Genomic DNA, 12,806 nt, shown 5'->3' with positions numbered 1-12,806 from the left:
GTAGGTTTGGAGAATGTTAGGGCAATGGTTTCCAATCTTCGGTCGGATCAAATGTCGTCATGTCGGCGGCCCGTTCAAGCGTATCTTCGCCCAAATCGGCCTCAAGAACGATACCGTTCTCTGCGATCATGAAGGAATGAACGCCCGTCTCGCCGTATTCCGCAGGAACGGCCAGCAATGCATGCCCAGCAACCATATTGCCGCCAATCACGTATTCCATCGCACCGCCGGGGGCCGCATCGCTTTGTGACGACAATATACGATAGAAATAGCCGCCGAATGGCTCTGGCGTCTGATCCTCTTCGCCATCGTTATAGCCATCAAGTGACGCCATAGCGATGCGTTCGCCAAGCGGGCTATCCTCATGAATCCAGACCAAACCATCCCGCGCCCCCTCTGACGAAAGGATTGAGGAGGCAAATTCCATCACACCGTCACCATCATGATCAGACAGGCGATACTCGGACTGAATGTCGACATAAGCTTCCATCATCTCGATGGTTTCCAACTCGTTCAAACCGATGCGGCGAAAAAAGGCCTCCTCGCGGCCAGCCTCTACGTCAAAGACCCAACCGTCATCTTTTCGTGTCAGCGGAATAGCAAACGGCCAGCCATCACGCCCCAGCAAGAGTTGAACATTACCATCTTCGGTATTGGCGAAGCGATATCCTTCTACCAACATATCGAGCACAGCTACGCGGTTGGCTTCGTCCTCCTCCGCATTGCCCGTCAGAATAATATCGGACGCATTTTCCCCGAATACCGAGAGCACGTCGCCGCCTTCCAAGGCATTCTGCAACGCCTCTACGGCATCTTGTGGCGCATCGTAATTGGTTGGCAATTCTGCGGCACTGGCCATGAAAGGAAGAGCACCAACAAGGGCAAGAGCACCTAGCTTATTCGAATTAATCATGGCTTATCTCCTTCTGCCTGCAGACATACGACCACGCGCAGCACCACTGCGAACGCGAGGCGCCGCGTGGGGCCTCATCGCGGTCCCTCGTGAAACGGATGGACGAACAGTCGGTTTCTTTATGTTCGCAGGTCTAGAGACATTTGCGGGCCGCTTAATGTTCGTTGGCTTCTTAATGTTGCCCTTTGCATTTCCAACCTTCTTGGCGGCAGCAGCTCTCTTCGTGCCGTCACCCGTACGCGCAATCGCGGCTTTCTTATTCGCTACGGAAATTTTGCCCGACGCACGTGCGTTCTGAACCTTTTGACGCGCGGCGCTGTCTCTCGCGATGTCAGCAGCCCCCGTTCTATCGCTCAGATTTTTGCGCAAGTCATCGCCACGGCTCACGTTCTTTTTGTTCGGTAGCTTCTTCTTTCCGTTTTCAACTCGCTTCTTATTGAGGTTTTCACGGGCATTTTCTATACGTTTTTCGTCTGGCTTCCATCCCTTGTCCTGAAGTCGCTTTCCAATATTCACGTCACCGCCGATATCAATGTCGATGTCCGGATCGCGAATAATCGGATTGCCGTTCCAGCCGCCACAATGGCGACATCCCCAGTAATCATTCCACGGATCATCGTCGTCAAAAATCTCATCGAGCAGCACAAAGGTACTAAAGGCAAGTAATCCGCCCGTCGCGAGGCTGCTGAACCCATCATTAGAATAGACCACTTGGGGATCATATTGCGGAACGTAAACGATCTCTGGATCGGTGGGCTGAATAACGATTGTCTCTTGGCCGCTGTCGTCCTGCGTTACTTCGACGGTCTGCTCGTCACCGCTTTCAAGCGCCCCATTCTCGTTCGCAACTTCACGCAATTCCTGAACCGCCGTCATAACATCATTGCTTTGCAAAAGCATCGCATCGCCGACGGTCTGCATCCAGTCCGCGTTATCGGCCATTTGGCTTAGGACATCAGGGAAAGCTGTCGCCAGCACAGACACGCTGTCGTCCCAATTCTGGGCATCAATTTCCGTGCTTAACTCTTCGCGCTCAAGGTCTTGATTATCTTGAACAAACTGGTCTGCCTTTACCACTTCCATCGGGTAGGTCGCGGCAACCAACACCTGTATTAATAGGGTATCAGGGTATAGCGCGACCGGCCCGACAAGCTCTTTTAACTCATCCGTAGTCAGGAGTGTTTCATCCGCAGTTTCTGTGGCGTCCGAGGTATCAGACTGCGCATACAACACGGTGGGAATTAAGAAGGCCGAGCATAATAATATGGCCTTGGTGGTCTTGAAAATCATGGAATACTCCTTTGACGGAAATCATCCTCTATAAAAATGCGTTGGTATGCTTGGCCGCATTACAAACTAAACAGAGCTTAACAATGGCATACTCCATGTATAGTAATATTTCCGTGCACATGAGCTAAGACACTCGGACAGTTTGAAAATGAAACCCGCTGAACCTGTTTCAAGTATTCGCAATATCGGTCCCGCTTCGGTCGCGCCCTTTGCGCGTGCGGGGATACATTCTGCAGATGAGTTGCGCGAAATGGGGCCTGATGCGGCCTATCGTAAGCTGCTCGCGGCAGGGTCGCGCCCGCATTTCATAGGGTACTATGCGCTTGTTATGGGGCTTCAGGGCCGCCCATGGAACGACTGTAAAGGCCCCGAAAAAGAGGCTCTTCGCCTGCGTTTTGACAAGATCAAATCCGAAACAAGCGTGGCGCCCCTAGCGGGAATTGAGAAAATTCTGGATGAAATCGGCGTTCGAAAATCCGATTAGCCACAAAAAAGGCCCGCAAAAATATGCGGGCCCGTTCTAATCGCTGATGCGAAAGGTGGCTTAGCCAACCAACTCAAGACCAGAGAAGAAGAATGCGATTTCTTCTGCTGCAGTTTCTGGCGCGTCGGAACCGTGTACAGAGTTTTCACCGATCGAAAGAGCGAACTCTTTGCGGATTGTGCCTTCTGCGGCCTCTGCTGGGTTTGTTGCGCCCATTACTTCGCGGTTTTTCGCGATAGCATCTTCACCTTCAAGAACCTGAACAACGATTGGCTCGGAGATCATGAATTCGCAGAGTTCGTCAAAGAAAGGACGCTCGGAGTGCACACCGTAGAATGTTTGTGCTTGAGCAAGAGTAAGCTGGATACGCTTGGAAGCAACGATGCGAAGACCTGCTTCTTCGAATTTTGCTGCGATTGCACCAGTAAGGTTACGCTTTGTTGCGTCTGGCTTGATGATCGAGAACGTACGTTGAATAGCCATGATGGGCTCCTATCGGTTGAAGTGCGGGTCTTGCCCGAAAAATATCGCCGCTCTGCTAGCACGGACTTGCAGCATTGAAAAGCGGCGATTGACCACGCTGGCACAATGAGGCACACCCCGCCTATGTTGAAAATTTCTGATATCTCCTATTCGGTTGATGGCCGCCCGCTTTTACAGAACGCTTCTGTGACAATTCCTGATGGCCACAAGGTCGGCATCGTCGGTCGCAACGGTACGGGTAAAACCACGCTTTTCCGCTTGATTTGGGGCGAACTGGTCCTTGAAACGGGTTCCATCTCGATCCCTAAAGGTTCGCGAATGGGCGGTATTTCGCAGGAGGTTCCCTCCAACGATGTATCGTTGATCGACACGGTTTTGGCCGCGGATACCGAGCGCGCATCGCTAATGGCCGAATCCGAAACGGCTACGGACCCGAACCGGATTGCCGAGATTCAGACTCGCCTAAGCGATATCGACGCATGGAGTGCTGAGGCGCGCGCCGCGCAAATCCTAAAAGGGCTGGGTTTTGATTCCGATGCCCAAAAGCGTCCATGCTCGGATTTTTCGGGCGGTTGGCGGATGCGTGTTGCATTGGCAGCGGTGCTTTTTTCCAAGCCCGACTTGTTGCTGCTCGACGAGCCGACAAACTATCTGGACCTTGAGGGTGCGCTCTGGCTGGAAAACTATCTGCAGAAGTATCCGCATACGGTTCTGATTGTGTCACACGACCGTGAATTGCTTAATCGTGCGGTGGGTTCAATCCTTCACCTCGAAGATAAAAAGCTCACCTACTATCAGGTGCCATACGATAAGTTCGCCGAACAACGTGCAGCCAAATTGGCGGTTGCGGCAGCGGAATCCAAGAAGCAGGAAGCGCGACGCGCACACTTGCAGAGCTTTGTTGATCGCTTCAAGGCTAAGGCATCAAAAGCCACGCAGGCCCAAAGCCGCGTAAAGATGCTGGCCAAGATGCAACCTATCAGCACGCCCTCGGAATCCGCACTCAAGAGGTTCACCTTCCCTGAGCCCGAGGAACTCTCGCCGCCGATCATTAACCTTGAAAGCGCGAGTGTGGGTTACGGCGATACCGTTATCCTAAAGGGGCTCGACCTTCGAATTGATCAGGATGACCGCATCGCTTTGCTCGGAAAAAACGGCGAAGGGAAATCGACGCTCTCCAAGCTGCTCTCAAGCCGTCTGTCGCCGATGAGCGGGCGGATGAATGCGCATAACAAGCTTCGGATCGGCTATTTCGCTCAGCATCAGGTGGACGAACTCCATATCGACGAGAACCCGCTCGACCACTTGCGCCGCGTGCGCCCTAAAGAGACCCCTGCCCGCCATCGTGCGCGCCTCGCGGGGTTTGGCCTTGGCGCAGATCAGGCGGATACGTTGGTTGGGAAACTCTCGGGTGGGCAAAAGGCGCGTCTATCGCTCTTGCTGGCAACGATTGATGCGCCGCATCTCCTGATCCTCGACGAGCCGACCAACCACCTCGACATCGAGAGCCGCGAAGCCTTGGTTGAGGCGCTTACCGCATATACGGGCGCGGTCGTACTTGTGTCACACGACATGCACTTGCTGTCGATGGTTGCCGACCGGCTCTGGCTGGTGAAGGACGGCACCGTTCGCCCATATGAGGACGACCTTGAGGCCTATCGCAAACTCCTTCTGAGCAGCGATGCCCCCAAACGCGCCAAAGCCGTCAAAGCCGCAGCGAAGGTCAAGAAACCCACTGTCGATCAGGTCAATGCCCTTCGAGCAGATGTTAAAGCCTGCGAAAAAAGGGTGGAAAAACTAAATGATATGGGGGATCGTCTGGCCAAGAAGCTTGCAGATCCGTCTATCTACGAAGAAGGCAAAGCTGGCGAAGCCGAAGTCTGGCAAAAGAAATATGGCGAAGTCCGTGATGCGATGGAACGTGCAGAGGCACTTTGGATCAAAGCCTTGGAAAAACTTGAGAAAGCCGGAGGTTAACAATGGAATTAAGTGCGTCCATTACGGCATTCGTAACGTTCTTTGTGATTATTGATCCGGTCGGTCTGATGCCGTTGTTCGTTGCGATGACCCAAGGGATGTCAACGCCCAAGCGGCGGTCCATCGCGATTACGGCTGTTGTCACCGCAACCTTCCTTCTCACGCTCTTTGCGTTCCTCGGCGAAGCTGTGCTGAACTTTGTCGGAATATCAATGCCGGCGTTCCGCATCGCGGGTGGTATTCTGCTCTTCCTTACGGCCTTGGACATGCTCTTTGAACGGCGCAGCAAGCGTCGTGGCGAAACCGCGGGCGAGCACGCAGATGACGATCAGGACGACCCGTCGATTTTCCCGCTCGCAACGCCACTTCTGGCTGGTCCGGGCGCGATTGCGACCGCTATTCTGTTGGTTGAGCAGGCAGACGGCGTTCTTGGAACGATCATGGTATTGCTCGCGATGTTCGCGGTGCTTGCTATTACACTAATTATGTTTTTCTCGGCAGGATTGTTTGAGCGGATCCTCGGACCTACAGGCATTAACGTGGTTACGCGCCTGTTGGGTATGCTCTTGGGTGCGCTTGCTATCCAGTTCATTCTGGATGGTCTCAAGGATTTTGCCCCAACCCTTACTTAACCAAAGGTGACGCATGAACGGCGACGACATTGGACGGCTGATATACTTGGTTCTCTTAGGAGCTGCGGTGGCCAGTTGGTTTTTTGTTCAGAACCGTCAGTCGCTTGGAAAAACGCTGCAACAGGCCCTACTTTGGGGGCTTATCTTCGTTGGATTTGTCGCGGCTTTCGGGCTTTGGGAAAACATCAAAGATGACCATGCCGCCCAAATAAGCACTGGCGACACCATTGTCCTTGAGCGCCAGCGGGACGGGCACTTTTACGCGACGCTCCTGATTGATGGCACACCCATTGAGTTCCTCGTCGATACGGGCGCGACCGATGTCGTGCTCTCGCGTAGTGATGCCGAGAGGCTTGGAATTGATCTGGATGAACTGCGCTTCCTTGGCGTTGCCAATACTGCAAACGGCCAAGTGAAAACTGCGCGCGTTCAGCTCAATAACCTCCAATTTGAGGGGTTAGAGACACCGACGCTCGCGGCCTATGTGAACGATGGGGCGCTGGATATTTCGCTATTAGGAATGGGGTATCTACGGCAAATGGACCGCATCGAGATCGCGGGCGACAAGATGATTATGCAGCCTTAGCTGCTCTCTGCTTTCTTTGCCCAAGTGCCTGTTTCTTCTGACCAATAGATCGCTTTGGTACCTGCGGCCGTGAGTGTTTTCCATTGCGCGCGCGCACGATCAACTGCCTCGGGCATGGTCCCATCAAAGAGGATACAGGCACGGTCGGCTTTTTCGACCTCCTCAGCAGAGACCTCTGCGCCCTCAAGCGAGATAATACAGGTCGCACCATTCGGCATTTCGGTGCTTGTACTAAGCAAAATCGGCTGATCGACGTCATGCGGACCACCCTCTAGGCCGTGGGGCAGAAACCCCTCGCGTGAACGCTGCCACAAGTCCTGATCCACATGTGAGAGATAGCCGCGATCCACGCCGCGAACGGCAACGCGCCACCCTGCCTGAAGTGATTTTTCAAGCAGGGTGTTCAACGTCGCCAGCAGCGGGTTTTGCGTGACGTGATAGAAATAGACCTGTCCCATCAGCCCTCAAAACGGTCCTGAATCAAGCGGTTTAACGCCAGAACGCCCCACCCCGTCGCGCCACCGGGGGCGAAATCTGTGCCGGATTTGATATGTGCCACACCTGCGATATCGAGGTGAATCCACGGCGTTTCTTTCTTAACGAAACGCTGCAAGAATTGCGCCGCTGTGATTGAGCCCGCAGGCCGGCCACCGATGTTTTTCATATCCGCAACAGGCGATTTAAGAAGCTTGTCATAGCTCGCACCAAGCGGCATCCGCCATGCGCCTTCGCCCTCTGCTTGGGCCGCTTTCAGGAAGCGATTACAGAACTTATCGTTGTTAGAGAAAACGCCTGCATTGTCATGGCCAAGCCCAATAATGATAGCGCCAGTCAATGTGGCCAAATCCACCATCGCGGCAGGCTTAAAACGCTCCTGCGCATACCACATCACATCACACAGAACGAGGCGCCCTTCGGCGTCTGTGTTCAGCACTTCGATGGTATCACCCTTCATCGATTTAACGACATCACCGGGGCGCATTGCTTTGCCATCGGGCATGTTTTCGACAATACCAACCAGACCAACGACATTCGCTTTGGCGCGGCGCAAAGCAAGTGAACGCATCACTCCCGAGACAACGCCCGCACCGCCCATGTCCATTGTCATGTCTTCCATACCCGCGGCGGGTTTAATGGAAATACCGCCTGTATCAAAAACAACGCCTTTCCCAACGAGCGCCAAAGGTGGCTCATCTCCGCCGCCGTTCCACTGCATGACAACAACTTTGGACGGGCTTTCGCTTCCTTGACCAACAGCCAACAGCGCGCCCATACCCAGTTCTTCCAAGGCTTCCTCATCCAGAATTTCGACCTCTAGCCCAAGCTCCTGCATTGCGGCAAGTCGAGCGGCAAAATCGTCTGTTGTCAGAACGTTAGAAGGCTCGTTCACAAGATCACGGGTAAAAAACACACCCTCTGCAATCGAGGCAAGTGGTGCTGCCTTGGCGGCGACATCTTCGGGGCGGCTCACTTGGAAACGCACTTCGCCGATTTCTTTGGGGTCGCTTGTTTTATGCGGATTGAAATCATACGCGCGTAGAGCGATGCCAAACGAAATCTCGGCGGCTTTGCCAATCGTATTGGCACATACCATTGCGCCCTCTTTCGTCAAAGACTTGGCAATTGTTGCACCCGCTTTGCGCGCAGCTTCAACAGAAGGAGAGCGCGGCAGACGGATAACTTGAACTGCCGAAGCCGCCATTCCGGCGGGGTAAGCCAAGTCCATTCCTGAACCTTCGTTCATCTCCTCGAACGCCTCGCTGGCAACAAAACGCCCGAGTGCGCCCTTAGTGAGTCGGTTGATCCGCCGCGAAGACCGGTCAAAGCGCCCGTTTGGTTCCAAAAAGACAACAATGCGGCCTGTTTGCGTTGCAATCGCATCCAGGTTCACTTCGTCAAAAAACAGGGGAATGGGCGTTGTCATCGGTGACTCCTTCTAATGTGATACACATTGGTAGCGCCCTACAGCCGACATGACCAGATAGCAGTTTTCCCCAGTAATGTTTTCCGATAAGTTTGCTCAAACAAACAGCGCTTTACAGGGGGATTCACGTGGCGAGATTCGACAGATATGTCCTGTCGCAACTGATTGTGCTGTTTGGGTTTTTCTCATTGATTCTGGTTTTGGTTTATTGGGTCAATCGTGCCGTTTCGCTGTTTGATACGATTATCTCAAGCGGTCAGTCAGCGGGCGTATTCTTTGAGCTAACGGCGCTGACTCTGCCGCGTGTGATCGTTCTGGTCCTGCCGTTTTCTGCTTTTGTTGGAACGGTTTACGTGATCAACCGCCTTTCGACAGAGAGTGAATTGGTGGTCGTTCAATCCTCGGGTTACAGCCCTTATCGCATGGCGCGACCGGTATTGGTGTTCGGCCTGATTGTCGCGCTCATGATGGGCATACTCTCGCATATTCTGATCCCCGCTTCGAGCAAACAAATCACTGTTCGCTCGGCGGAATTGTCGCGAAACATCACGGCCCAACTTCTGGTGGATGGTACATTCCTTCATCCCACAAGTGGCATCACCCTATACATCCGACATATCTCGCCTGAGGGAGCGCTGAATGAAATATTGCTCTCGGATGCGCGCGCGCGGGATGTTCATACCACCTACACCGCCAAGCGTGCACTCTTGGTTGATGATGCGTCTGGGCCAAAACTGCTCATGTTTGAGGGAATTGCGCAGAGTCTTAGGTCCGAAGGTCAGCGCCTTTTTACCACCAGTTTTCAAGACCTTGTGTTTGATATCGGCGACCTAATCAAGCCGCAAGCCGAGTTCCAGCGCGACGTAGATCAACTTAGCACTTGGGAGCTTCTCAATCCGACACCAGAACTCATGGAGGAATCCAACGCCGACGAAGCACGGATGCTCAGCACAGCGCATCAACGTTTCGCGCAGCCCCTTCTGGCCCTTGTTTGCGCATTGGTGGGTTTTTCCACGCTCCTGCTGGGTGGATTTAGCCGATTTGGGTTGTGGCCACAGATTGGCTTGGGAATTGTCCTCTTGATCGCGATAAAGGCGATTGATACCGCGGCGGTTGATGTTTCGCTGAGCTCCGCAAGCCTTTGGTGGATGGCCTATACACCGTCGATATTTGGCATCGCGTTGTCGTACTTTATCTTGTGGATCGCGGCGAACCCGCAGATTTTCCGCACCCTGCGGCGGAGGGGTGCATGACGCTCTATTTCTATCTCGGACGCAAGTATATAAAGGCGTTACTCGGTGTCTTGGGCATCTTCGTCGGCATCGCGTTTCTAATTGATATTGCAGAACAATTCAGAAGATTTGGCGACAAGGACGCAAGCTTCTCCGAACTCGTTCTATTGGCGGCACTCAATACACCCAGCTCGATGTATTCGATTTTGCCGCTGGTTGTGGTGCTCTCAACTCTTGCGCTGTTCCTTGGGTTGGCGCGCAGCAGTGAACTGGTGGTAATCAGGGCCGCAGGGCGCAGCGCGATCAAGAGTTTGATTTCGCCGGTTATCGTCGCATTTATGTTTGGTGTCATCACGGTTGCAGTGTTCAACCCAATCGTTGCCGCCACCAAGAAGGAATACGAGCACGTCTCGCGCAGCTTCAACAACAACCAGACATCGGTCATGTCGATCAGCGCCGAGGGGCTTTGGCTTCGGCAACAAAACGACGGCAATCAAACGGTGATACGGGCCGAGGGCGCCAATCTGGACGGCACCGAACTGCAAAACGTTTTCTTCATCATCTTTACCCCGGATGGCGCGCCGCAAACGCGTATCGAGGCTGCGTCAGCGAAGCTTATGGACGGGTACTGGGCGCTTGAGGGCGTCAAGAAATGGCCCCTTAAGGGCTCTACGAACCCAGAGCGCGACGCGCTTTTGCTGGAGCGTTACAATCTGGAAAGTGACCTAACGCTAGATCAGATCCGCGATAGCTTCGGGACACCCGATGCGATTTCAATTTGGAAATTGCCCAACTATATCAATCAGCTAGAGCGCGCTGGCTTCTCGGCGCTGAAACATCGCGCATGGTTTAATCGTGAACTTGCCTTACCGCTTATGTTTGTTGCGATGGTGATGATCGGTGCTGGCTTTACCATGCGCCATACGCGCTTTGGACGCACAGGGGTTATGATCCTTGCGGCAATCCTTTTGGCGTTCAGCCTCTTTTTCCTGCGGGATTTCATCCAGATTTTTGCTGAAAACGGCCAAGTGCCTGTGATGCTCGCGACGTGGGCGCCCCCCATTGCGTCGATATGTATCGCGATGGCTCTCTTGTTACATATGGAGGACGGATAGTGCTCGGATTCCGTTCATTTTTGCGTGCGGCCGCGACTTCGTCCCTCGTTTTAAGCGGCCTTGGGGAAGTGGCGTTTGCGCAATCCGCATCCCAAGTTTCTACAGAAGATCCAGCGAACCTGATTGCTGACGCGCTTTCCGTGAACAAGAATGGCGACCTTGTTGCCGAAGGAAATGTCGAAGTCTTTTACCAAGACGCCCACCTGCGTGCGCGCAAAGTTACATATGTATCCGAGACTGAAACGCTTCAGATTGAAGGCCCTATTCGACTGACCCGTGGTGCAGAATCCATTTTGTTGGCCGATAGCGCCGAGCTTGATCGCGATCTGCAACAGGGCCTGCTGAGGGGTGCGCGCGTCGTCTTGGATCAACAATTGCAAATGGCCGCCGCAGAGATCCGGCGTGTTGACGGGCGGTACCTGCAACTTAAGAAAACGGTCGCGTCTTCATGTGAAGTATGCGCGGCAAACCCTGTCCCCCTATGGGAAATTCGCGCCCAGAGTATCCTGCACGATCAAGAGGAGAAGCAGCTTTATTTCGATCAGGCGCACCTGCGTGTGATGGGGCTTCCTGTCTTCTATATACCGAGTTTGCGTCTGCCCGACCCGACGCTCGAACGTGCGCGCGGTTTTCTGATTCCAAGTGCGATTTCGGATTCAAACTTGGCTACTGGGGTGCGGCTTCCGTACTTCATTCCCCTGGGTGACAGTAAGGACATCACGCTCGCACCACTTGTGACCAGCAAAACGAAAACGATGGAATTTCGGTACCGCCAGATGTTTGCAAAGGGCGAAATGGAATTCGTCGGAGCCCTCTCGCGCGACACATTACGGCCTGATGAAACGCGGGGGTATTTGTTCGGCGGCGGCGCATATGACCTTCCGCAGGATTTCCTTCTGACCTACCGCGCTGAACTTGTTAGCGACCCTGATTACCTACTGACGTACGACTATACCGATCGCGACTTGCTCGACAGTTTCATTGATGTGTCGCGCACGCGGCGCAACGAATATATTCAAACGACCCTTTCAGATGCGCGATCCCTTCGCGAAACAGATGACAACGCCACCCTGCCCAACCTCGCGTTCGATGCGATTTACGAGCGGCGCTTCACCCCCTCTCTGATTGGCGGGTCGGCCACGCTCAAGGGGTATCTTCACAGCCATAAGCGCGCATCGGATGAGGATGTGATCGGACGCGATATGCGTAACGCTTCTGTGGCTCTGGATTGGAAACGAACGGAGGTCATCGGCTCTGGGCTACTAGTTTCTGGCGGTGCCGAGATCAGGGCGGACTATTATGGTATCCGTCAGGACAGCACCTATCCCGACACTATCATGGACGGTGCAGCGACCCTTGGCGCAGAACTTCGCTGGCCGCTACTAAGGCGTGATGGAAATGGTGCAACCCATCTTTTTGAGCCGGTGCTCCAAGCATTCTACAGCCCCTTCCCCAGCGATCAGCCCCCAAACGAGGACAGCCAAGAAGCAACGCTGGACGCTGGAAACCTCTTCTCGGATTCGCGCTTTACGGGCGTGGATCGCCGCGAGGCCGGCGCATGGGCGAATATAGGCTTCAACTATCGGCGGACAGCCCCCAATGGTTTGAACTTTGGCGCGACAGTGGGCCGCATCCTGCGCGCACAGGATCCCGACCTTTTCAATCGTGGTTCTGGCCTTGACGGGAAACGCTCTGACTGGCTTGCGTCATTTGATGTGGAGCTGCCGGGCAATCTGGTGCTGGCGTCGCACTCGCTTATTGACGATGATTTTTCATTTAGCCGCAACGAAACCCAACTTCGCTATTTCTCGGATCGTTTCAATATTTCAACGGGATACCTCTGGCTTACGCCTGAACCAGCACTGGATCGCAATACGCAGACCTCCGAATGGACGTTCGACACTGATTTCATTATCAACAATACTTGGTCGGGCGACGCCTATTGGCGGTATGATATTTTCCGTCAGGAACCATCGGAAGCAGGCTTTGGCTTCACGTACCAAAATGAGTGTCTTGCGGTTGATCTCTCTGTCTCGCATCGTTTTACCTCGTCCACGACGGTTGATCCCTCGACCAGTGTTGGTATGAAGGTCGCGTTGACAGGGTTTGGCGACCAAGGGAATAAAGCCAATCGAACCGCGAAAAAATGTTTGCGTTACAATTAGACTTC

Annotated in this window: 12 protein-coding genes; 7 read left to right on the top strand and 5 right to left on the bottom strand. The window is 53.7% G+C overall.

What is annotated here, in order from left to right; translation table 11 throughout:
* Nucleotides 1-16: 16 nt before the first annotated feature.
* Together ACFE33_RS07665 and ACFE33_RS07660 are read right to left on the bottom strand one after the other, a co-directional pair.
* On the bottom strand, nt 17-913 hold the full coding sequence (locus ACFE33_RS07665; protein ID WP_380051858.1) for a DUF2950 family protein: 897 nt from the start codon (nt 911-913) through the stop codon (nt 17-19).
* A 3-nt stretch (nt 914-916) separates the two neighbouring features.
* Nucleotides 917-2,203, bottom strand: a complete 1,287-nt coding sequence (locus tag ACFE33_RS07660) for a DUF3300 domain-containing protein (RefSeq protein WP_380051855.1) — start codon at nt 2,201-2,203, stop codon at nt 917-919.
* Between the two features lie 148 nt (nt 2,204-2,351).
* On the opposite strand from ACFE33_RS07660, the gene ACFE33_RS07655 reads away from it, so the two are divergent.
* On the top strand, nt 2,352-2,687 hold the full coding sequence (locus tag ACFE33_RS07655; protein ID WP_380051852.1) for a TfoX/Sxy family protein: 336 nt from the start codon (nt 2,352-2,354) through the stop codon (nt 2,685-2,687).
* A 60-nt stretch (nt 2,688-2,747) separates the two neighbouring features.
* Here ACFE33_RS07655 and ndk read toward each other — a convergent pair whose 3' ends face one another.
* Nucleotides 2,748-3,170, bottom strand: a complete 423-nt coding sequence (gene ndk / locus ACFE33_RS07650) for a nucleoside-diphosphate kinase (protein WP_380051849.1) — start codon at nt 3,168-3,170, stop codon at nt 2,748-2,750.
* 123 nt (nt 3,171-3,293) lie between these two features.
* On the opposite strand from ndk, the gene ACFE33_RS07645 reads away from it, so the two are divergent.
* The 3 genes from ACFE33_RS07645 (at nt 3,294) to ACFE33_RS07635 (ending at nt 6,365) form a co-directional block, all read left to right on the top strand.
* On the top strand, nt 3,294-5,147 hold the full coding sequence (locus ACFE33_RS07645; protein WP_380051846.1) for an ABC-F family ATP-binding cassette domain-containing protein: 1,854 nt from the start codon (nt 3,294-3,296) through the stop codon (nt 5,145-5,147).
* 2 nt (nt 5,148-5,149) lie between these two features.
* A complete protein-coding gene (locus ACFE33_RS07640; protein WP_380051843.1) occupies nt 5,150-5,779 on the top strand; it encodes a MarC family protein in 630 nt (209 codons plus the stop codon).
* A gap of 67 nt (nt 5,780-5,846) precedes the next feature.
* The gene (locus ACFE33_RS07635) at nt 5,847-6,365 is read left to right on the top strand and encodes a TIGR02281 family clan AA aspartic protease (protein WP_380051840.1); all 519 of its coding nucleotides are present in this window, start codon (nt 5,847-5,849) and stop codon (nt 6,363-6,365) included.
* Here the strand turns inward: ACFE33_RS07635 and ACFE33_RS07630 are convergent.
* Together ACFE33_RS07630 and ACFE33_RS07625 are read right to left on the bottom strand one after the other, a co-directional pair.
* The gene (locus ACFE33_RS07630) at nt 6,362-6,823 is read right to left on the bottom strand and encodes a DNA polymerase III subunit chi (protein WP_380051838.1); all 462 of its coding nucleotides are present in this window, start codon (nt 6,821-6,823) and stop codon (nt 6,362-6,364) included. The genes ACFE33_RS07635 and ACFE33_RS07630 overlap by 4 nt on opposite strands.
* Nucleotides 6,823-8,289, bottom strand: a complete 1,467-nt coding sequence (locus tag ACFE33_RS07625; protein WP_380051835.1) for a leucyl aminopeptidase — start codon at nt 8,287-8,289, stop codon at nt 6,823-6,825. The genes ACFE33_RS07630 and ACFE33_RS07625 overlap by 1 nt, the downstream gene beginning before the upstream one ends.
* A gap of 128 nt (nt 8,290-8,417) precedes the next feature.
* Between ACFE33_RS07625 and lptF the strand changes: the two genes are divergently transcribed.
* The 3 genes from lptF to ACFE33_RS07610 are packed head-to-tail and all read left to right on the top strand — an operon-like array spanning nt 8,418 to nt 12,801.
* The gene (gene lptF / locus ACFE33_RS07620; protein ID WP_380058616.1) at nt 8,418-9,542 is read left to right on the top strand and encodes an LPS export ABC transporter permease LptF; all 1,125 of its coding nucleotides are present in this window, start codon (nt 8,418-8,420) and stop codon (nt 9,540-9,542) included.
* Entirely contained in the window at nt 9,539-10,636 is a 1,098-nt protein-coding gene (lptG, locus tag ACFE33_RS07615) for an LPS export ABC transporter permease LptG (RefSeq protein ID WP_380058615.1), read from the top strand. Before lptF ends, lptG begins: the two co-directional genes overlap by 4 nt.
* Nucleotides 10,636-12,801 carry an LPS-assembly protein LptD gene (locus ACFE33_RS07610; protein WP_380058613.1) on the top strand — a complete coding sequence of 722 codons (2,166 nt, stop codon included), beginning with the start codon at nt 10,636-10,638 and terminating at the stop codon, nt 12,799-12,801. The genes lptG and ACFE33_RS07610 overlap by 1 nt, the downstream gene beginning before the upstream one ends.
* The last annotated feature ends 5 nt before the right edge of the window (nt 12,802-12,806 follow it).

This window comes from Falsihalocynthiibacter sp. SS001, assembly GCF_042445055.1.
GTDB lineage: Bacteria > Pseudomonadota > Alphaproteobacteria > Rhodobacterales > Rhodobacteraceae > Falsihalocynthiibacter.
The sequence above is the reverse complement of the archived record's forward strand: the minus strand, read 5'-3'. Positions and strand labels throughout refer to the sequence as shown.

Coding starts and splice junctions, on each gene's coding strand:
- ACFE33_RS07665 (WP_380051858.1), bottom strand. CDS start 913: ATGATTAATTCGAATAAGCTAGGTGCTCTTGCCCTTGTTGGTGCTCTT.
- ACFE33_RS07660 (WP_380051855.1), bottom strand. CDS start 2,203: ATGATTTTCAAGACCACCAAGGCCATATTATTATGCTCGGCCTTCTTA.
- ACFE33_RS07655 (WP_380051852.1), top strand. CDS start 2,352: ATGAAACCCGCTGAACCTGTTTCAAGTATTCGCAATATCGGTCCCGCT.
- ndk (WP_380051849.1), bottom strand. CDS start 3,170: ATGGCTATTCAACGTACGTTCTCGATCATCAAGCCAGACGCAACAAAG.
- ACFE33_RS07645 (WP_380051846.1), top strand. CDS start 3,294: ATGTTGAAAATTTCTGATATCTCCTATTCGGTTGATGGCCGCCCGCTT.
- ACFE33_RS07640 (WP_380051843.1), top strand. CDS start 5,150: ATGGAATTAAGTGCGTCCATTACGGCATTCGTAACGTTCTTTGTGATT.
- ACFE33_RS07630 (WP_380051838.1), bottom strand. CDS start 6,823: ATGGGACAGGTCTATTTCTATCACGTCACGCAAAACCCGCTGCTGGCG.
- ACFE33_RS07625 (WP_380051835.1), bottom strand. CDS start 8,289: ATGACAACGCCCATTCCCCTGTTTTTTGACGAAGTGAACCTGGATGCG.
- lptG (WP_380058615.1), top strand. CDS start 9,539: ATGACGCTCTATTTCTATCTCGGACGCAAGTATATAAAGGCGTTACTC.